At 71.4% G+C, this 18,304-nt stretch carries 20 protein-coding genes; 8 read left to right on the top strand and 12 right to left on the bottom strand.

Going from position 1 to position 18,304, the window contains the following annotated elements; all coding sequences use genetic code 11:
* Positions 1–623 precede the first annotated feature (623 nt).
* From ACLQ2U_RS24520 to ACLQ2U_RS24510, 3 genes are all read left to right on the top strand, one after another.
* Positions 624–1,595 carry a polysaccharide deacetylase family protein gene (locus ACLQ2U_RS24520; protein WP_425753099.1) on the top strand — a complete coding sequence of 324 codons (972 nt, stop codon included), beginning with the start codon at positions 624–626 and terminating at the stop codon, positions 1,593–1,595.
* Between the two features lie 81 nt (positions 1,596–1,676).
* Positions 1,677–2,126, top strand: a complete 450-nt coding sequence (locus tag ACLQ2U_RS24515; protein ID WP_425753098.1) for a DUF4878 domain-containing protein — start codon at positions 1,677–1,679, stop codon at positions 2,124–2,126.
* A 73-nt stretch (positions 2,127–2,199) separates the two neighbouring features.
* Positions 2,200–2,496 carry a DUF1540 domain-containing protein gene (locus tag ACLQ2U_RS24510; RefSeq protein ID WP_425753097.1) on the top strand — a complete coding sequence of 99 codons (297 nt, stop codon included), beginning with the start codon at positions 2,200–2,202 and terminating at the stop codon, positions 2,494–2,496.
* A gap of 3 nt (positions 2,497–2,499) precedes the next feature.
* Here the strand turns inward: ACLQ2U_RS24510 and ACLQ2U_RS24505 are convergent, their stop codons facing one another.
* Positions 2,500–4,509, bottom strand: coding sequence for a protein meaA (locus ACLQ2U_RS24505; RefSeq protein WP_425753096.1), 2,010 nt, complete (start codon positions 4,507–4,509; stop codon positions 2,500–2,502).
* A gap of 151 nt (positions 4,510–4,660) precedes the next feature.
* Between ACLQ2U_RS24505 and ACLQ2U_RS24500 the strand changes: the two genes are divergently transcribed.
* Complete coding sequence (locus ACLQ2U_RS24500) at positions 4,661–5,509, top strand: ABC transporter ATP-binding protein (RefSeq protein WP_425753095.1); 849 nt, start codon at positions 4,661–4,663, stop codon at positions 5,507–5,509.
* Positions 5,506–6,351 (top strand): ABC transporter permease, encoded by an 846-nt coding sequence (locus ACLQ2U_RS24495; protein WP_425753094.1) that lies wholly within the window; start codon positions 5,506–5,508, stop codon positions 6,349–6,351. Before ACLQ2U_RS24500 ends, ACLQ2U_RS24495 begins: the two co-directional genes overlap by 4 nt.
* 42 nt (positions 6,352–6,393) lie before the next feature.
* On the opposite strand, the gene ACLQ2U_RS24490 is transcribed toward ACLQ2U_RS24495, so the two are convergent.
* The gene (locus ACLQ2U_RS24490) at positions 6,394–6,702 is read right to left on the bottom strand and encodes an ArsR/SmtB family transcription factor (protein ID WP_425753093.1); all 309 of its coding nucleotides are present in this window, start codon (positions 6,700–6,702) and stop codon (positions 6,394–6,396) included.
* Between the two features lie 50 nt (positions 6,703–6,752).
* Between ACLQ2U_RS24490 and ACLQ2U_RS24485 the strand changes: the two genes are divergently transcribed.
* Positions 6,753–7,040, top strand: coding sequence for a hypothetical protein (locus ACLQ2U_RS24485; RefSeq protein WP_425753091.1), 288 nt, complete (start codon positions 6,753–6,755; stop codon positions 7,038–7,040).
* A gap of 35 nt (positions 7,041–7,075) precedes the next feature.
* On the opposite strand, the gene ACLQ2U_RS24480 is transcribed toward ACLQ2U_RS24485, so the two are convergent.
* Positions 7,076–7,924: a 3-hydroxyacyl-CoA dehydrogenase family protein gene (locus tag ACLQ2U_RS24480; protein WP_425753090.1), complete on the bottom strand. Its 849-nt coding sequence runs from the start codon at positions 7,922–7,924 to the stop codon at positions 7,076–7,078.
* Positions 7,925–8,027: 103 nt separating this feature from the next.
* A complete protein-coding gene (gene murA / locus ACLQ2U_RS24475) occupies positions 8,028–9,467 on the bottom strand; it encodes a UDP-N-acetylglucosamine 1-carboxyvinyltransferase (protein WP_425753089.1) in 1,440 nt (479 codons plus the stop codon).
* On the opposite strand from murA, the gene ACLQ2U_RS24470 reads away from it, so the two are divergent.
* Positions 9,466–10,038, top strand: coding sequence for a cob(I)yrinic acid a,c-diamide adenosyltransferase (locus tag ACLQ2U_RS24470; protein WP_425753088.1), 573 nt, complete (start codon positions 9,466–9,468; stop codon positions 10,036–10,038). The genes murA and ACLQ2U_RS24470 overlap by 2 nt on opposite strands.
* Positions 10,014–10,436, top strand: a complete 423-nt coding sequence (locus ACLQ2U_RS24465; protein ID WP_425753087.1) for a VOC family protein — start codon at positions 10,014–10,016, stop codon at positions 10,434–10,436. The genes ACLQ2U_RS24470 and ACLQ2U_RS24465 overlap by 25 nt, the downstream gene beginning before the upstream one ends.
* Positions 10,437–10,577: 141 nt before the next feature.
* On the opposite strand, the gene ACLQ2U_RS24460 is transcribed toward ACLQ2U_RS24465, so the two are convergent.
* The 8 genes from ACLQ2U_RS24460 to ACLQ2U_RS24425 form a co-directional block, all read right to left on the bottom strand.
* Entirely contained in the window at positions 10,578–11,033 is a 456-nt protein-coding gene (locus ACLQ2U_RS24460) for a DUF2550 domain-containing protein (protein ID WP_425753086.1), read from the bottom strand.
* Positions 11,034–11,045: 12 nt separating this feature from the next.
* The gene (locus ACLQ2U_RS24455) at positions 11,046–11,324 is read right to left on the bottom strand and encodes a F0F1 ATP synthase subunit epsilon (protein WP_089012816.1); all 279 of its coding nucleotides are present in this window, start codon (positions 11,322–11,324) and stop codon (positions 11,046–11,048) included.
* Between the two features lie 146 nt (positions 11,325–11,470).
* Positions 11,471–12,613, bottom strand: coding sequence for an LCP family protein (locus ACLQ2U_RS24450; RefSeq protein WP_425753085.1), 1,143 nt, complete (start codon positions 12,611–12,613; stop codon positions 11,471–11,473).
* Between the two features lie 217 nt (positions 12,614–12,830).
* Complete coding sequence (gene atpD, locus ACLQ2U_RS24445; RefSeq protein ID WP_425753084.1) at positions 12,831–14,270, bottom strand: F0F1 ATP synthase subunit beta; 1,440 nt, start codon at positions 14,268–14,270, stop codon at positions 12,831–12,833.
* Positions 14,270–15,199 carry a F0F1 ATP synthase subunit gamma gene (locus tag ACLQ2U_RS24440; RefSeq protein WP_425753083.1) on the bottom strand — a complete coding sequence of 310 codons (930 nt, stop codon included), beginning with the start codon at positions 15,197–15,199 and terminating at the stop codon, positions 14,270–14,272. Before ACLQ2U_RS24440 ends, atpD begins: the two co-directional genes overlap by 1 nt.
* A 3-nt stretch (positions 15,200–15,202) precedes the next feature.
* Positions 15,203–16,855 carry a F0F1 ATP synthase subunit alpha gene (gene atpA / locus ACLQ2U_RS24435; RefSeq protein ID WP_425753082.1) on the bottom strand — a complete coding sequence of 551 codons (1,653 nt, stop codon included), beginning with the start codon at positions 16,853–16,855 and terminating at the stop codon, positions 15,203–15,205.
* An 87-nt stretch (positions 16,856–16,942) separates the two neighbouring features.
* Positions 16,943–17,764 (bottom strand): F0F1 ATP synthase subunit delta, encoded by an 822-nt coding sequence (locus ACLQ2U_RS24430; RefSeq protein ID WP_425753080.1) that lies wholly within the window; start codon positions 17,762–17,764, stop codon positions 16,943–16,945.
* Positions 17,764–18,303 carry a F0F1 ATP synthase subunit B gene (locus ACLQ2U_RS24425; protein WP_425753079.1) on the bottom strand — a complete coding sequence of 180 codons (540 nt, stop codon included), beginning with the start codon at positions 18,301–18,303 and terminating at the stop codon, positions 17,764–17,766. The genes ACLQ2U_RS24430 and ACLQ2U_RS24425 overlap by 1 nt, the downstream gene beginning before the upstream one ends.
* Position 18,304: the final 1 nt, after the last annotated feature.

Below are 18,304 nucleotides of genomic sequence, written 5' to 3'. Positions count from 1 at the left end.
GGCGCACGCACCCGACCGGGGGGTCGGAGCACGGCGCAAGCACCACGACAGGGCGCCCAAAGAATCAAAGGGGGGAAGTCCTTGTCCGGCAGGCTTCACGAGCGGGGGCTCGCGGCGCCGGGACCATGTGTAACGACCGCCGGCCCACCATCATTCCGGGGCCCGCCACCCGACCGGCCAGACCGGAAGGGGGCTTACTGCTGCGGTCGTACGGAGGGTGTAACGACCCCGGGCCGGCCAGGATTCCGCCGCCAGGGTGCCGCCGGTCACCGGACGCGCAGCCCACAGATCGGCGATCCGGCCATCCGGGCGGTCATCCGCCCGCCCGAAACCGGACATCCGGGACCCGACACGCCCACCGGCCCACACCGACCATCACCGGCATGGGGCCCCGCCGGGAGATTCGGGTGCGTTGCGTGTCGCCGGAGCAGCAAGAGACGCACCCGAATCCGGCCCTTCAAGCGACTGGCGCCGACCCGGGCCACCCCACGCCGCCCCGACGGCGCAACAGACGGCGACCTGATCCCCGGCCCGGCGCACCTGGAGACCTGATCCGGAGGGTGCGCCCGGAAGCGACCGTTCGGGGGCCACCACGACCCGGGCCGCACTGCGATCATCACCCAATGCTCGTGAAGAATCCCCACGTCCCGCTCGCCACCGTCACGGCCACCGTCACGGCCGCCGTCCTCGCCGCCGTCGTCGCCGCCCTCGCGGTCCTTGTCGGCCCGGCGCCCCTGCGCGGGCCGGGACGGGCCGGCGCGCTCGGGGTGCCGGGAAACGGGGTGCCGGGCAGCGGGGCGCCGGGCAGCGGGGCCGCCACGACACCGGGGCGGGGCGTACCGGCCGGGACGGGGACGACGCCCGCGGGACCGGGCGCGGCGTTGCCCGGGGCCACCCGGCCGGGCACCCTGCCCCCGGTGGTCGACCACGGCCCGCGTACCGGAGGGAAGGTGGCGCTGACCTTCGACGCGGACATGACCGACGTGATGCGCCGGCAGTTGCGCGGATCCCGTCCCCCGTCGTACGCGAACCTGAAGATCATCGAGCTGCTCGAACGCGAACGGGTGCCGGCCACCTTCTTCCTCACCGGCAAGTGGGTGGAGCAGTACCCGGAGCTGACCCGCCGGCTGGCCGACAATCCGCGGTTCGAGTTGGCCAACCACACCTACGGGCACGCGGCGTTCACCCCGCACTGCTACCACCTGCCGCCGATCCCCCGGCGGGAGATGACCGCCGACGTGGCGCGGACCTTCGACGTGATCGCTCCGTACGGGGGCCGGCAGACCCGCTACTTCCGCTTCCCCGGTCTCTGCCACGACCGCACGGCGCTGGCCGAGCTGGCGCCGCTCGGGCTGACCGTGGTGGACGGAGACGTGGTCAGCGGCGACCCGTTCGCCACGAGGTGGCAGCCGATCGTCCGGGCGGTGCTGAGCCAGGTCCGGCCCGGCTCGGTGATCATCCTGCACGTCACCGAGGCGAACGCGCCGATGACCGACGAGGCGATGCCGCACATCCTCGCCGGCCTGGCCGAGCGGGGCCTGGCTCCGGCCCCGCTCTCCGAGGTGCTCGACCCGACCGTCCACGCCGGCCGTTGAGCCGGCCCGGCGGGCCGCAGCCGAGCACCGCGGGCCGCAGCCGAGCACGGCAGGTTGCGCGGCGGGCCTAGCCTGCCAGCCATGACGTACCAGCCGATCCCGGTGCCCCCCAGGAACAACAGCCGCACCCTGCGGACCGTTCTGATCGTCGTCGGCGCCGTGCTGGCGGTCTGCTGTGTCGGCGGCGTCGTCGGCGGCTTCTTCCTCTACAGCACGGTGAAGGAGGCGGTCGGGCCGGCCCGGGACGCCACCACCAGCTACCTGGACGCCGTGCGGGCCGGCGACCACCAGCGGGCGTACGACCTGCTCTGCCGGCAGAACCGTGAGGAGACGTCGCTGGCCGACTTCGCCCGTCGGCAGGAGACCCAGCCGCGGCTGGCCGACTATGAGATCGGCGGGCTGAACGTCACCAACACCAACGGGCGGACGCGCGGCACCGCCACGGTACGGATGACGACGGAGACCGGCGCGGAGACCACCCAGGTGTTCACCCTGGTGAAGGAGGACGGCGCCTGGCGCATCTGCGGATGAGGGTCGGCGGAACCCGGTAAGGCGAAACGCTCAAAAGCCTAGTATCGGGGCAGAAGCCAAGAGGGAGGTCGCCATGACCGCAGCGATGGAGATGCCCCGCGTCCAGGAATGCGCGGTCGCGTCCTGCGCCTACAACCACACCAACGACTGTCACGCCTTCGCCATCACGATCGGCAGCAGCGACCACGCCCACTGCCACACCTTCGTGGAGATGCCGGTGCGGGGCGGGATCGAGCAGCTCATCGCCCAGGTGGGCGCCTGCAGCCGATCGGACTGCCGGCACAACTCCGCGCTGGAGTGCCACGCCCCGGCGATCACGGTCGGCCCGGACAACGACATGGCCGACTGCATGACCTACCAGAGCCGCTGACGACTACCCCGCCAGGTCGTTCGCCTCCCGGATGACGCTGACCAGCTCGTCGATGATCCCGGTCAGCGCGAAGTCCTTCGGCGTGAAGACCCGGGCCACCCCGGCGGCCCGCAGCGCCTCCGCGTCGCCGGCGGGGATGATCCCGCCGACCACCACCGGCAGGTCGCCCCGGCCGGCGGCGCGCAGCCCGTCCAGCACCGCCGGCACGGCCGCCAGATGCGAGCCGGAGAGCACCGACAGGCCGACCAGGTCGACGTCCTCCTCGACGGCGGCGGCCACGATCTGTCCGGCGGTCAGCCGGATGCCCTGGTAGACCACCTCGAAGCCGGCGTCGCGGGCGCGTACCGCGATCTGCTCGGCGCCGTTGGAGTGCCCGTCCAGGCCGGGCTTGCCGACCAGCAGCCGGAGCCGGCCGCTGCCCAGCTCGCGCGCGGTGGCGGCGACCCGCTCGCGGACCGCCGCGAGCCCCGCGTCGCTGCCGGCTCCGGCCCCGCCCGCGAGGCCCGTCGGCGCCCGGTACTCGCCGAAGACCTGGCGCAGCGCGCCGGACCACTCCCCGGTGGTCACCCCGGCCCGCACGCACTCCAACGTGGCCGCCATCAGGTTCGTCGTGGTCGCGGCGTCCGCGCGCAGCCGGGCCAGTGCCGCGTCGACCGCCGCGCCGTCCCGACCGGCCCGCCACTCGCGTACGGAGGAGACGGCGGCCGCCTCCACCGCCGGGTCGACCTGCTCGACGGCCTCGGCGCCGGCCGCGGTCAGCGGCGAGGGCTCGGTCTCGGTGAACCGGTTGACGCCGACCACCACGTCGGCGCCGGACTCCATCCGGCGCCGCCGGTCCGCCAGCGAGGCGACCAGGGCGCTCTTCAGGTAGCCGGTCTCCACGGCGGCCACCACGCCGCCCATCTCCAGCACCTTCTCCAGCTCGACCCGGGCCCCGGCGACGATCCCGTCGACCAGCCCGGTCATCACGTGCGAGCCCTCGAAGAGGTCCGGGTACTCCAGCAGGTCCGACTCGTACGCGAGCACCTGCTGCATCCGCAGCGACCACTGCTGGTCCCAGGGGCGGGGCAGGCCGAGCGCCTCGTTCCAGGCGGGCAGCTGCACCGCGCGGGCCCGGGCGTCCCGGGAGAAGGTCACGCCGAGCATCTCCAGCACGATGCGCTGGATGTTGTTCTCCGGCTGGGCCTCGGTCAGGCCGAGCGAGTTGACCTGAACGCCGTAGCGGAACCGGCGCTGCTTCGGGTTCTGCACGCCGTAGCGCTCGCGGGTGATCTCGTCCCAGAGCGCGCCGAAGGCGCGCATCTTGGCGATCTCCTCGACGAAGCGCACCCCGGCGTTGACGAAGAAGGAGATCCGCTGGACCACGTCGCCCATCCGCTCGGCGGGCACCTGGCCGGAGTCTCGGACCTCATCGAGCACGGCGACCGCGGTGGCCAGCGCGAAGCCGACCTCCTGCACCGGCGTCGCGCCGGCCTCCTGAAGGTGGTACGAGCAGATGTTGACCGGGTTCCACTTCGGCATCTCGCGCAGCGTGTACGCGATGACGTCGGCGGTCAGCCGCAGCGACGCCGCCGGCGGGAAGATGTGCGTCCCCCGGGACAGGTACTCCTTGATGATGTCGTTCTGCGTGGTCCCGGCGCAGCGGACCAGCTCGGCGCCCTGCTCGGCGCCGACCGTGCCGTACAGGGCGAGCAGCCACATCGCCGGCGCGTTGATCGTCATCGAGGTGTTCATCTCGGCCAGCGGGATGCCCTCGAAAAGGGCCCGCATGTCGCCGAGGTGGGCGACCGGGACACCGACCCGGCCGACCTCACCGGAGGCCAGCTCGTGGTCCGGGTCGTAGCCGGTCTGGGTGGGCAGGTCGAAGGCGACTGAGAGACCGGTCTGCCCCTTGGCCAGGTTGCGGCGGAAGAGCGCGTTGGTGGCCGCGGCGGAGGAGTGCCCGGCGTACGTGCGCATCACCCACGGGCGGTCGCGCTCCGGCAGCCGACCCGGGAGAGCCTTCTCGTCCATGGCCGGAGTCTAAGTTACCGTTCAGTAAAACGGGCTGTGGAAAACCACACAGGTCCATGTCGCGGACGTCGGGGGGCAGAGCGCCCGAGATGGTCCCGACCACCACACCCCGGGCTCCCTGCGCTTACCGCCAGGTCGCACACTTGACGTCATGGATGACGAGCTCGCGATCTCCGTGCGGGGACTGCGCAAGGCGTACGGCGACAACGTCGCGGTGGCGGGGGTCGACCTCGACGTCCGCCGCGGCGAGGTGTTCGCCCTGCTCGGCCCGAACGGCGCGGGCAAGACCACCACGGTGGAGGTCCTGGAGGGCTACCGGCGGCGCGACGCCGGCGAGGTCTCGGTGCTGGGCAGCGACCCGGCCCACCCGGATCAGCGCTGGCGCTCCCGGGTCGGCATGGTGCTCCAGGGCACCGGCGAGTTCGACGAGCTGACCGTCGCCGAGGTGGTCCGGCACTTCTCCGGCTTCTACGCCGACGCCGACGACCCGGACAAGGTGGTCGAGCGGGTCGGCCTGGCCGGCAAGGCGAAGGCCCGCACGCACACCCTCTCCGGCGGGCAGAAGCGCCGGCTCGACGTGGCGCTGGGCATCATCGGCCGCCCCGAGCTGCTCTTCCTGGACGAGCCGACCACCGGCTTCGACCCGGAGGCCCGCCGGGAGTTCTGGGAGCTGATCCGCGACCTGGCCGCCGCCGGCACCACCATCGTGCTCACCACGCACTACCTGGACGAGGCCGAGGCGCTGGCTGACCGGGTGGGCGTGATCGCCGGCGGCCGGCTGGTCGAGGTGGCCCCGCCGAACCGGCTCGGCAACCGGCAGGAGGCCCTGGCGACGGTCTCCTGGCGTACCCCGGACGGGACGCCGGAGACCGCGGAGAGCGCGACGCCGACGGCGCTGGTGGCGGAGCTGGCCGCGCGCTTCGGCGGCGAGGTCCCCGGCCTCACCGTGACCCGGCCGACCCTGGAAGACGTCTACCTGCGGATGATCGGACACTCATGACGACCACGACGAAGCCGGCGGCCCCGGTCGCCGCCACCGGTGGCCGGCGGGTCGGGCCCGGTGCCCTCGCGCTGCGGCAGGGCCGGCTGGAGATCACCCAGTTCCTGCGCAGCCGGGAGTCCGTCGTCTTCACGATGGGCTTCCCGATCATCATGATCCTGATCTTCGCGGCGATCTTCGACGGCACCATCGGCGGCGGGGTGAAGTACACCCAGTACTTCATCACCGGCATGATCGCGACCGGGCTGATGACCGTGAGCTTCCAGAACCTGGGCATCTGGATCCCCATCGAGCGGGACCGGGGGGTGCTCAAGCGCTACCGGGGCACGCCGATGCCGAAGTGGGTCTGGTTCGCCGGCAAGGTGATCATGGTGGTGGCGATCGGCGTCGCGGAGACCGCGCTGCTGCTAGCCGTCGCCGTGACGCTGTTCGACCTCGACCTGCCCGGCACCGCCGCGAGGTGGTTCACCTTCGGCTGGGTCTCCGTGCTCGGGGTGACCGCGTGCACCCTGTGCGGGATCGCCATCTCCTCGCTGGCCCGCACCGCGCGCAGCGGCTCGGCCGTGGTCACTCCGGTCGCGCTGGTGCTGCAGTTCATCTCCGGGGTGTTCTTCGTCTTCACCGAGTTGCCCACCTGGATGCAGCAGGTCGCGGCGCTCTTCCCGCTCAAGTGGATGTGCCAGGGGCTGCGGTCGGTCTTCCTGCCGGAGAGCTTCGGCGCCCAGGAGCCCGGCGGCTCGTTCGAGCTGGGCCGGGTCGCCCTGGTCCTCGGCGCCTGGTGCGTGATCGGCCTCGTCCTCTGCCTGACCACCTTCCGCTGGACCACCAAGCGTGACGGCTGACCCGGCGGGGCGGCCCCGACGCCGGCGGCCGAGCGACCCTGCTCAGCCGCCGACGGCGAGCGCGACGCCGAGCGGCGTACGCCAGTAGAGCACCTCGCGCCCGGACCGCCGTTTGCTGACGGCGCCCGCGTCCAGCAGCACCCGCAGGTGGTCGCTCACCGTTCCGAGGGACAGCCCGGTCACCACCACGAGCTGCGAGGTGCTCAGCGGGGTGTCCAGCCTGGCGAGGATGTTGGCCCGGTTCGCGCCGATCAGCCGGGCGAGCCCGTCGGGTGCCGGTGAGGTGGGATCGACCAGGATCCCGCGCGTCGGATACACCATGCCGAACCGGGTCGGCTTGTCCCAGACCACCCAGCCGCGACGGCAGTGTCTTCCTGCTGTCGCCGCCGCTACCGCTGGCCATGGTCGTCGCACTGATCGCCTCGGTCGGCTTCGCCGCCGGGCTGCCGTTGCAGGAGCGGCTGATCGCCCACTCGCCACCCGAGGCCCGTGGCCAGGTGCTCGGCCTGCACGGCAACGGCATGCTGGCCGGGCAGGCGGTGTGCGCCGCGCTCGCCGGCACGGTCGCGGACCTGGTCCCGGCGTACTGGGCCGTTGCGCTGCTCGCCGCGGCGTCGCTGGCGGCCACGCTTGTGCTCACCGCGGGGCTGCGGCGGACCGCCCCCGCGCCGGCGGCGGCGGTCCGCTGAGCGGCCGAGGAGCATCAGCCGCTCCCCGGACCCCGTCAGTACGTGTAGAAGCCCTTGCCGGTCTTGCGGCCCAGGTCGCCGGCGGTGACCATGCGCTGGAGCAGCTCCGGCGGGAAGAACTTCTCGTCCGCGGTGTCGGTGTAGATGTTCTTCGAGGCGTGCAGCAGCACGTCCACGCCGGTCAGGTCGGTGGTGGCCAGCGGGCCCATGGCGTGGCCGAAGCCGAGCCGGCAGGCGGTGTCCAGGTCCTCCGCCGATACGACGCCGGACTCCACCAGCTTGACCGCCTCGACGACCAGCGCCGAGATCAGCCGGGTGGTGACGAAGCCGGCGATGTCCCGGTTGACCACCACGACCGTCTTGCCGATGCCCTCGGCGAACGCCTTCACGATGGCCAGCGTCTCGTCGCTGGTCTTGTAGCCCCGGACCAGCTCGCAGAGCTTCATCATCGGCACCGGCGAGAAGAAGTGCGTCCCGACGACCGCCTCCGGCCGCTCGGTCACGGCGGCGATCTGGGTCACCGGGATGGCCGAGGTGTTCGTGGCGAGCACGGCGTCCGCCTTGCAGATCTTGTCGAGCGCGCGGAACACCTCGTGCTTGATCTCCAGCCGTTCGAAGACCGCCTCGACCACGATGTCCGCGTCGGCGACCGCCTCCAGGTCGGTGGTCGGGGTGATCCGGCCCAGCGCCGCGTCGACCTCGGACGCGTCGATCTTCCCCTTCTCGGCGAACTTCTCCAGCGACTTCCGGATGCCGTCGACGCCCCGCTTAGTGGCCGCGTCGTCCAGGTCCCGCAGCGTCACCTGCCAGCCCGCCTGCGCCGCCACCTGGGCGATACCCGAGCCCATCAGCCCGGCCCCGACGACCGCGAGTCGACCCGCCATCTGCTTCTCCCTCGCTGCGATTGAGTGTCTGTCTGCACCCTAGTCGGCGAGCCTGAACGACGGCTAAGGCCCTCGTCCGGGGCCGGGACGCGGGCCTTACCCCTCAGATCGTCAGGTCGGGGGCCTCCGGGGTGGTGCCCCGCTCCACCTCCACCCCGAGCGCCTTCAGGTCGGCGACGAAGTCCGGGTAGCCGCGGTCGACGTGGTGCACATGGGAGACCTCGGTGACCCCGTCCGCGCAGAGCCCGGCGATGATCAGCCCGGCCCCGGCGCGGATGTCGGTGGCGCGTACCGGGGCGCCGGAGAGCCGGTCCCGGCCCCGCACCACCGCGTGGTGGCCGTCGGTCTTGATGTCCGCGCCCAGCCGCATCATCTCGTTGGCGAACATGAACCGGCCGTCGAAGATGTTCTCGGTGATCAGCGAGGCGCCGTCGCTCACCGCGGCCAGCCCGATCGCCATCGGCAGCAGGTCGGTGGCGAAGCCCGGAAACGGCAGGGTAACCACGTCGACCGCGGTGGGGCGGTCGTCGGCGCGCACCCGGAAGGCGTCACCGCGGGTCTCCACCAGCGCACCGGCCGAGACCAGCTTGTCCAGCGCGACCTCCAGGAACGCCGGCTCCACGCCGGTGACCGTGACGTCCCCGCGGGTCATCGCGGCGGCGAACGCCCAGGTGCCGCCGACGATCCGGTCCCCCACCGTGGCGTGCCGGACCGGGCGCAGCTCGGGTACGCCGAGGATGTGCAGGGTGGAGCTGCCGGCGCCGGAGATCCGGGCGCCCATCTGGTTGAGCATCGTGCAGATGTCGACGATCTCCGGCTCCCGAGCCGCGTTGTCGATCACCGTCAAGCCCCGGGCCAGCACCGCCGCCATCACCAGGTTCTCGGTGGCGCCCACGCTCGGGAAGTCCAGCACGATCTCCGCGCCGCGCAGGCCGTCCGGTGCGGAGGCGATGACGAAGCCGTGTTCGCCGGAGATCTCCGCGCCCATCCGGGTCAGCCCGGCGATGTGCATGTCCAGCCCCCGGGAGCCGATGGCGTCGCCGCCCGGGTGGGCCACCCGCACGTACCCGCGACGGGCCAGCAGCGGGCCCAGCACGCAGATCGACGCGCGCAGCCGGCGGACCAGGTCGTAGTCGGCCTCCGCACCGGGCTGCTCGGGCACGTCGATGATCACCGAGCGGGACCGGGCCGTCCCGCCGAGCGCGACCATCGGGTCGACCGGGTCGTCGGCGTCGAACCGTACGCCGCAGCCGAGCCGGCGCAGCACCTCGCCCATGATCGCGATGTCGGTGATCCGGGGGACGTTGGTGATCACGCTGCGCCCCGGCGCCAGCAACGCCGCCGCCATCAGCTTCAACGCCGAGTTCTTCGCGCCGACCACGTGGACCGTGCCGGCCAGGCGGGCGTCGCCAGCCACCCGGATGACGTCGACGGCGTCGACTGCGGGATCACCGGCGTCACCCGGCCCCACCCCGCCCGACCGCCCGGTCGGGTCCGGCCGCGCCGGGATCGTCAGGTCCGGTATCCGTAGGCTGTGCGTCATGGCCGTCCACCTCACGCGCATCTACACCAAGGCCGGCGACGCCGGCATGACCAGGCTGAGCAACAACGAGCAGGTGCCAAAGACCGATCCGCGGATCGCCGCGTACGCGGATGTCGACGAGTGCAACGCCGCGATCGGCGTGGCGCTCGCCCTGGGGCAGCTCGACGACGAGCTGCGGGCCGTGCTGGGCTCGATCCAGAACGACATGTTCGACGTGGGCGCCGACCTGGCCACTCCCGTCGAGCCGGACCCGAAGTACCCGCCGCTGCGGGTCACCGAGGAGTACGTGGAGCGCCTCGAAGGCTGGTGCGACGAGTACAACGCACGCCTGAGCAAGCTCGACTCCTTCATCCTCCCCGGCGGCACCGCGGGCGCGGCGCTGCTGCACGTGGCACGGACGATCGCCCGGCGCGCCGAACGCGCGGCCTGGGCCCTGGTCGCTCACGACCCGGATCGCACCAGCTCCCTCCCGGCCAAGTATCTCAACCGCCTCTCCGACCTGCTCTTCATCCTGTCAAGAACGGCAAATCCGGCCGGAGATGTGCTATGGGTGCCGGGCGGCAAGCGCTGAGCACCGGGGCGCTGCACCACGTCGAGGTCTGGGTGCCCGACCTCGACGCCGCCCGGGCCAGCTGGGGCTGGCTCCTGGGCGAGCTGGGCTGGACGCCGTACCAGGACTGGCCGGCCGGCCGGTCCTGGCGGCTCGGCCCGACGTACCTGGTCATGGAGGAGTCCCCGGCGCTCTCCGGGCGGGTCCACGACCGGCTCGCTCCGGGCCTCAACCACCTGGCCTTCCACGCCGGTCCGCCCGCCGCGGTGGACCGGCTGGTCGCGGCCGCGCCCGCGCACGGCTGGGCGCTGCTCTTCCCGGACCGCCACCCGCACGCCGGCGGGCCGGACACCTACGCCGCCTACCTCACCGACGGGCAGGGGTACGAGGTCGAGCTGGTCGCCTCCCCGGACCGGTGACGGTGCATGGTGAACAACCGCGCCTAGACGACGCAGCGGGGCACGTGAGGGGTTTCCGGGGAGCCCGCCCGCGCAGGGATCAGGCCTGACCGCCCGGAGCGGGTGGGCTCCCCGGAAATCCCTGACGGTGAGCGGGGCGGGTCAGGCGGCGGGCCAGTCCTGGGAGGCCAGACGCGGCGAGGCCGCCCCGGGCGGGGCGGCCTCGAGCCAGGAGAGGAAACCGGTGACCGTGGAGCGCGCCATGGCGATCTCGACCGGAGCGTGCTGGCTGGTACAGCGCAGGATCACCCAGTCGGCGGGCATGGAGAGGCGCTCCTGGCCCTCGGGCAGACGTCGACGCTCCACCGCCAGCTCCTTGCGGGAGAGCACCCGCTTGGGCCGCAGGGCGAAGCTGAACATCCGGTACCAGCGGAGCTCGTCGGCGGCGAAACGGCCGAAGCCGGGCGACCAGCCCCGGCCGTCGAGCACCGTGGTGACCCGGACGCTGAGCCGGATGATGCCCCCGCTACGGGTGACCAGGGCCCGCCGGATGAAGAGGATCAGAAGCGCGGCGAGCACGACCGCGACGCCGATTCCGATCCCTTCCACGATCTCCATCGGCGGGACGGCTCAGCGCGCCGGGGTGGCCGGGGTGGCGCTCTCGGCGAGCACCGTGACGCCCTCGCCGGTCACCGACAGGAAGCCGCCGGCGACGTCGTACGCGACCTGCTGACCGCCGGCCTGCTTGATACGGACCTGGCTGGGCTCGGCGAGCTGGCCGAGCAGGGGCGCGTGCCCCGGCAGCACACCCAGCTCACCCTCGGTCGTCCGGGCGACGACCATCTCGGCCTCGCCGGACCAGACCTTCTCCTCGACGGCTACGAGCTCGACGTGAAGCTGCTGTGCCACGCTGTCTCCTTGCTGCGGCGGGGGATTGCCGAAAGTCTAGTCCCGCCGCCGGGAGCGTCCCAACGCGGGTGGCGAGACCTGCGCCACCCGGCGCGCGGACCCGCCGGGACGGGCCGGCGCGATGCCGGCCCGTCGGTGCGTACGGGTCACTTCGCCTTGTTGCGGAACTCCGGGTGCTCCAGCATGAACGCGTCGAGCTGCTCGTTCTTCAGCGCGGTGAAGAAGTCGTCCACGGCCGGCACGAACTGCTCACCCTTGTACGCCGATCCGGTGCCGATCCCCCCACCCGGCAGCTTGATCATCTCGATGTTCTCCGGGCGGATGCCCTTGAGGGCGACGCCGTAGTCCACCACGCTGTTGCCCCGACCGCTGAAGGTCAGCGACTGCCCGGCGGCCCGGATCACCCGGTCCAGCTTGATCGGGTTGGCCACCACGTCCGCGCTGAACGCCTGGCTGGCCATCGCCTTGACGAACTGCTGCTGGTGGCGCTGCCGTCCGTAGTCGCCGTCCGGGACGCCGCTCTTCGGGTAGCGCTGCCGGACGTAGTCCAGCGCCTGCCACCCCTTCAGGTGGGCGTTGCCCTTCTTGTACTCCGCCTGCGGCCCGATGTAGCCCTCGCCGCGCGGGTTCGGCTCGCGGTGCCGGCCGTCCGGCTCGCGGTGCTCGGAGCGCACGTCCCGCTCGATGTACATGTCGACGCCGCCCATCGCGTCGACGATCTTCTGGAAGCCGGAGAAGTTGATGATCGCCCCGGCGTCGAACCGCTCGATGCCGGTCACGTTCTTCACGGTATTGGCGAGCAGCTCGAAGCCCTGCGATGTGCTCGGGTTCTGCCCCTGCACGACGCTGCCGTGCGACATCGCCCCGTTGAGCTTGCCGGAGCCGCCCTGGTAGCCGGCCTTGTCGAACTTCGGGATCTCGACGTAGAGGTCACGCGGCATGGAGAACAGGTACGCCCGGTCCATCGACTCCGGCACGTGCAGGACCATGATCGAGTCGGCCAACGGCCGCGCCTCCGGCTTGCGGGGGTCGATGCCCACCAGCAGGATGTTCAACGGGCCCTTGATGTTGCTCTTGCGCTCCTGCGCCCCGGCCGCCTGGTCGCCGAAGAGGTCGGCCTTGCCCACCGCGCCCTCGTAGCGGGACAGCAGCGCCTCGTAACCCACCAGCACCACGCCGCTGAGCAGCATGAGCACGGTCCCGAACATGGTGCAGGCGCGGGCCCACCGCGGCACACCCGACCAGATGGACGGCTTGGCGCCGCCCTTGCCGGCCTTAACCACGAGCATCTCCATTCGTCACGCCCACGACTAGGAGACGGGCGCACGTAGCCGAAAAGTTGCACCGGATCGACGCGCGTTCGCGAGCGTCGCGCTCGAAACGGTACCGCGCGCGGACGGGAAACGCTCACCCCGGAAACCCGGACACCGGGGGCGATCAGACCGCGCAACTGGACGAAGGCCACCCCGGCTCGCGCCGGGATGGCCTTCGTGGGTGTGCCGGAGGTCAGCCCTCCGCCATCAGCTCCTTCGCCTTGCGCTCCAGGTCCTCCAGACCGCCGCACATGAAGAAGGCCTGCTCGGGGAAGTGGTCGTACTCGCCCTCGCTGATCTTCCGGAACGCGTCGATGGTCTCCGCGATCGGGACCGTCGAGCCCGGCACGCCGGTGAACTGCTCGGCGGCGTAGGTGTTCTGCGACAGGAAGCGCTCGATCCGCCGGGCCCGGGCCACGGTGATCTTGTCTTCCTCGGAGAGCTCCTCGATACCGAGGATGGCGATGATGTCCTGCAGGTCCTTGTAGCGCTGCAGGATCCGCTTCACCTCGGTGGCGACCTGGAAGTGGTCGGCACCGACGAACTCCGGGGCGAGGATCCGGGACGAGGACGCCAGCGGGTCCACGGCCGGGTAGATGCCCTTGTCGGAGATCGACCGCTCCAGGTTGGTGGTGGCGTCGAGGTGGGCGAAGGTGGTGGCCGGCGCCGGGTCGGTGTAGTCGTCGGCGGGCACGTAGATCGCCTGCATCGAGGTGATGGCCTGGCCCCGGACGGAGGTGATCCGCTCCTGGAGCTCGCCCATCTCGTCGGCCAGGGTCGGCTGGTAACCCACGGCGCTCGGCATGCGGCCGAGCAGCGTGGAGACCTCGGAACCGGCCTGCGTGAAGCGGAAGATGTTGTCGATGAAGAGCAGCACCTCCTGCTTCTTCACGTCACGGAAGTACTCCGCCATGGTCAGCGCGGAGAGGGCGACCCGCAGCCGGGTGCCCGGGGGCTCGTCCATCTGGCCGAAGACCAGCGCGGTCTTGTCGATGACGCCCGACTCGGTCATCTCGGCGATGAGGTCGTTGCCCTCACGGGTCCGCTCACCCACGCCGGCGAAGACCGACGTACCACCGAAGTTGTTCGCGACCCGGGTGATCATCTCCTGGATGAGCACCGTCTTGCCCACGCCGGCGCCGCCGAACAGGCCGATCTTGCCGCCCTTGACGTACGGGGCGAGCAGGTCGATGACCTTGATGCCGGTCTCCAGCATCTCGGTCTTCGGCTCCAGGTCCGCGAAGGCCGGAGCCTTGCGGTGGATGCCCCACCGGTCGTCCGCCTGGAGCACCTCGCCCTCGGCCAGGTTGAGGCACTCGCCGATGGCGTTGAAGACGTGGCCCTTGACCGCGTCACCCACCGGCACGCTGATCGGCGAGCCGGTGTCGCTCACCTCGGTGCCGCGGACCAGACCGTCGGTCGGCTGCATCGAGATGGCGCGGACCATGTTGTCACCCAGGTGCTGGGCGACCTCCAGGGTCAGCGTCTTCGCGCCGCCGGAGAGCTCCACCTTCACCTGCAGTGCGTTGAACAGGGCCGGCATGGCGTCGCGCGGGAACTCGGCGTCGACGACCGGGCCGATGACCCGGACCACGCGACCCGTGGCCGTCTTGGTCTCCACTGGTGCAGTCATCACACTTCACTTCCCGACGCGGCCAGCGCGTTCGCGCCGCCGACGATCTCGCTGATCTCCTGGGTGATCCCGGCCTGGCGGGCCGAGTTCATCTCACGCGTGTACTTCTCGATCATCTCTTCGGCGTTGTCGGTGGCGCTCTTCATCGCCCGCCGCCGCGCCGCCGACTCACTCGCCGCCGACTCGATCAACGCCGCGTAGATCCGCGTGTTGATGTACTTCGGCAGCAGCGCGTCGAGCAGCGCCTCCGCCTCCGGCTCGAACTCGTACGCCGGCAGCAGACCCTCGGACCTCGGCCGGTCCTCGACCTGCATCGGCCCGATGACCTTCGCGACCGGGTTCTGGGTCATCAGCGAGTGGAACTCGGTGTAGACCATGTGCAACTCGTCGATCCCGAGCACCCCGTCCGCCCCGGCGCCGCCGTCGGCGTCGTCCGCACCGGCCGAGAACGCCTTGATCAGCGTCTCGCCCACCTCGCGGGCGTTGGCGAACGTCGGCTGCTCGGAGAACCCGGTCCAGTTCGCCTCGATCGGCCGGTTGCGGAACCGGTAGAACGTGACGCCCTTACGCCCGATGACGTAGAGGACCGGCTGCTTGCCGTCGGCCTTCAGCCGGGCGATCAGCGACTCCGCCGTCCTGATCGCGTTGGAGCTGTAACCGCCGGCCAGGCCACGGTCGCTGGTGACCAGCAGGACGCCCGCCCGCCGCACCCGCTCACGCGGGGTGAGCAGCGGGTGGTCGATCCGGGCGTTGGACGCCAGCGCCGTGAGCACGCCGGTGATGGCCTGGGCGTACGGCAGAGACGCCTGCACCCGGGCCTGGGACTTGGCGATCCGGCTCGTCGCCACGAGCTCCATCGCCTTGGTGATCTTCTTCATCCCCTTCGCCGAACGGATCCGTTGGCGAAGAACGCGAACCTGGGCCGCCATGGATCAGCTCTCTACCGGGCGGTCGGTCTCGCCGTCGCGGAACCGGGTCACCGACTCGCGGTTCTCCTCGCCCTCGAGCGGCTTGGCCGGCGCCTCGTTGATCCGCTGCTCGTCCTCCTTGCCCAGGAACATCTGCTTGAACTGCGCGATGGCCCGGTCGAGGGTGCCGATGATCTCGTCGTCCCACTTGTTGTCGGCGATCCCCGCGAGGGTGCCCTCGTGCTTGTGCCGCAGGTACTGGAGGAACTCGGACTCGAAGCGGCGGACCTCGCCGACCGGGATGTCGTCCAGCTTGCCCTCGGTGCCGGCCCAGACCGAGACGACCTGGTCCTGCACCGGGTACGGCGAGTAGTTCGCCTGCTTGAGCAGCTCGACCAGGCGGGAACCGCGCTCCAGCTGGGCACGGGAGGCCCTGTCCAGGTCGGAGGCGAAGGCGGCGAACGCCTCCAGCTCGCGGAACTGGGCCAGGTTGAGTCGCAGCGAGCCAGCGACCTTCTTCATCGGCTTGACCTGCGCGGCGCCACCGACCCGGGAGACCGAGGTACCGACGTTGATGGCCGGCCGGACGCCCTGGTTGAACAGGTCGGTCTCGAGGAAGATCTGGCCGTCCGTGATCGAGATGACGTTGGTCGGGATGAAGGCCGAGATGTCGTTGGCCTTCGTCTCGATGATCGGCAGGCCGGTCATCGAGCCGCCGCCCAGGTCGTCGGAGAGCTTGGCGCAGCGCTCCAGCAGGCGGGAGTGCAGGTAGAAGACGTCACCCGGGTAGGCCTCACGGCCCGGCGGACGGCGCAGCAGCAGCGACACGGCCCGGTACGCCTCGGCCTGCTTGCTCAGGTCGTCGAAGACGATCAGGACGTGCTTGCCGCCGTACATCCAGTGCTGCCCGATGGACGAACCGGTGTAGGGGGCGAGGTACTTGAAGCCCGCCGGGTCCGACGCCGGGGAGGCGACGATGGTGGTGTACTCCATCGCGCCCGCCTCCTCCAGGATGCCCTTGATCGAGGCAATCGTGGAGGCCTTCTGGCCGATGGCGACGTAGATGCAGCGGACCTGCATCTTCGGGTCGCCGGAGCGCCAGTTGTCGCGCTGGTTGAGGATGGTGTCCAGGGCGACCGTGGTCTTACCGGTCTTCCGGTCACCGATGATCAGCTGGCGCTGGCCACGGCCGACCGGGGTCATCGCGTCGATCGCCTTGATACCGGTCTGCAGCGGCTCGCTGACCGACTGCCGGGACATCACGTTCGGGGCCTGGAGCTCCAGCTCGCGGAAGCCCTCGTTGGCGATGTCGCCAAGCCCGTCGATCGGCTGGCCGAGCGCGTCCACCACGCGGCCGAGGAAGGCGTCGCCGACCGGCACGGAGAGCACCCGGCCGGTGCGCTTGACGCGCTGCCCCTCCTCCAGCTTGGCGGAGTCACCGAGAACGACGACACCGATCTCCCGGACGTCGAGGTTCAACGCCACGCCGAGCGTGCCGTCCTCGAACTCCAGGAGCTCGTTGGTCATGGTCGAGGGCAGGCCCTCGACGTGGGCGATGCCGTCGCCGGTGTCGGCGACGGTGCCGACCTCCTCGCGGGAGACGGCGGTCGAGTAGGAGGAGACGTAGCGCTCCAGGGCGCCTCGGATCTCCTCCGTCGAGATGGTCAGCTCGGCCATCCTCTGCTTCCTTAAGTATCAGGGGCCCGGGATACCTAGTACCGACCGGTCCGAATGGCGTCGTTCAAGGGGCTGCGAGGACGCTGGTCAGCGCTTCGCGAGCGCGTTGCGGGTCTCGTTGAGGCGGCGCAGGACGGTGCCGTCGTACAGGTCGGAACCGACCCGCACGCTCACCCCGCCGAGCACCTCGGGGTCGACCGTCTGCTTGACGGAAACCTCTCGACCGTACATGGCGGCGAGGCGGGCACCGAGGCGTCGCTCCTCCTCGTCACTCAACGGGGCCGCCACGGTCACGTACGCGACCTGCCGGTCCCGCCGGTCGGCGGTCAGCTCGACCAGCCGGGTGAGCGCCCCGCTGACGGAGCGTCCCCCGAACCGGCCGAGCGCCACCTCGACGAGGCGGACGGTGACCGGACGGGCCTTGCCGGCCAGCAGCTCGCGGGCCAGCGAGGCCCGCTGCCCGGCCGGGGCGATCGGGTCGGACAGCGCGTTGGACAGCGCGGGCTGACCGGAGACGACCTGGCCGAAGCGGAACAGCTCGTCCTCGACCTCACCGAGGTCACCGGACTTGTCGGCGCTGGCGAGCAGCGCCTCCACGCCCAGCCGCTCGGCGCCGTCGAGCAGTTGCGACGGAGCCGACCACCGGCCGGAGACCAGCGCGGCGAGCAGGTCGAGCGCCGCGGCGCCGATCTTGCCGGAGAGCATGCCGCTCAGCAGCCCGGCACGGTCCTCACCGGACCGGGCCGGGTCGGACAGCGCCCGACGCAGCCGCGGCTCGCGCCGCAGCAGGTCGGCGACGGAGAGGATGTCGTCGGCGGTGGTGGCCACCGCCGACGGCTCCGCGCCGCGGACGTACGCGTCGAGGCGCTCGGCCGCGACCTTGTACGACTCCCGGCTGGCGGCCTGCATCAGCGGGCCCCCGCGCTCTCGAGACCGCTCAGGAACCGGTCGACGGTGCCCTTGCGACGAGCCTCGTCGGCGAGCGACTCACCGACGATCTTGCTGGCCAGGTCCACCGCGATGGTGCCGACCTCGGTGCGCAGCTCGCGCACGATGGTGGCCCGCTCGGCGGTGAGCTGCTCCTTGCCGGCCGCGATGATCCGGTCGGACTCCTCCCGCGCCTTGGCGAGGATGTCCTGACGGATGCCCTCCGCGTCGGCCCGGGCGTCGTCCCGGATCTTGGCAGCGTCGGTGCGCGCCTCGGCGAGCTGCGCGCGGTACTGCTCGAGCAGCTGGTTCGCCTCGGCCTGGGCGGCCTCGGCGCGCTTGATGCCGCCCTCGATCGCGTCGACCCGGGCCTGGAACGTCTGCTCCATGCGGGGGAAGACGAACTTCATCAGCACGAAGCAGAGCAGGATGAAGGCGACGCCTCCAACCACGATCTCCTGCCAGATCGGCACGATCGGGTTGTGGGTCGACTCACTCCCCTCAGCGGCGAGGAAGAACATG

The sequence above is a fragment of the Micromonospora sp. DT47 genome (assembly GCF_049844475.1).
In the GTDB taxonomy this organism is placed as follows: Bacteria; Actinomycetota; Actinomycetes; order Mycobacteriales; family Micromonosporaceae; genus Micromonospora.
This window is presented reverse-complemented; position numbering and strand designations above follow the sequence as displayed.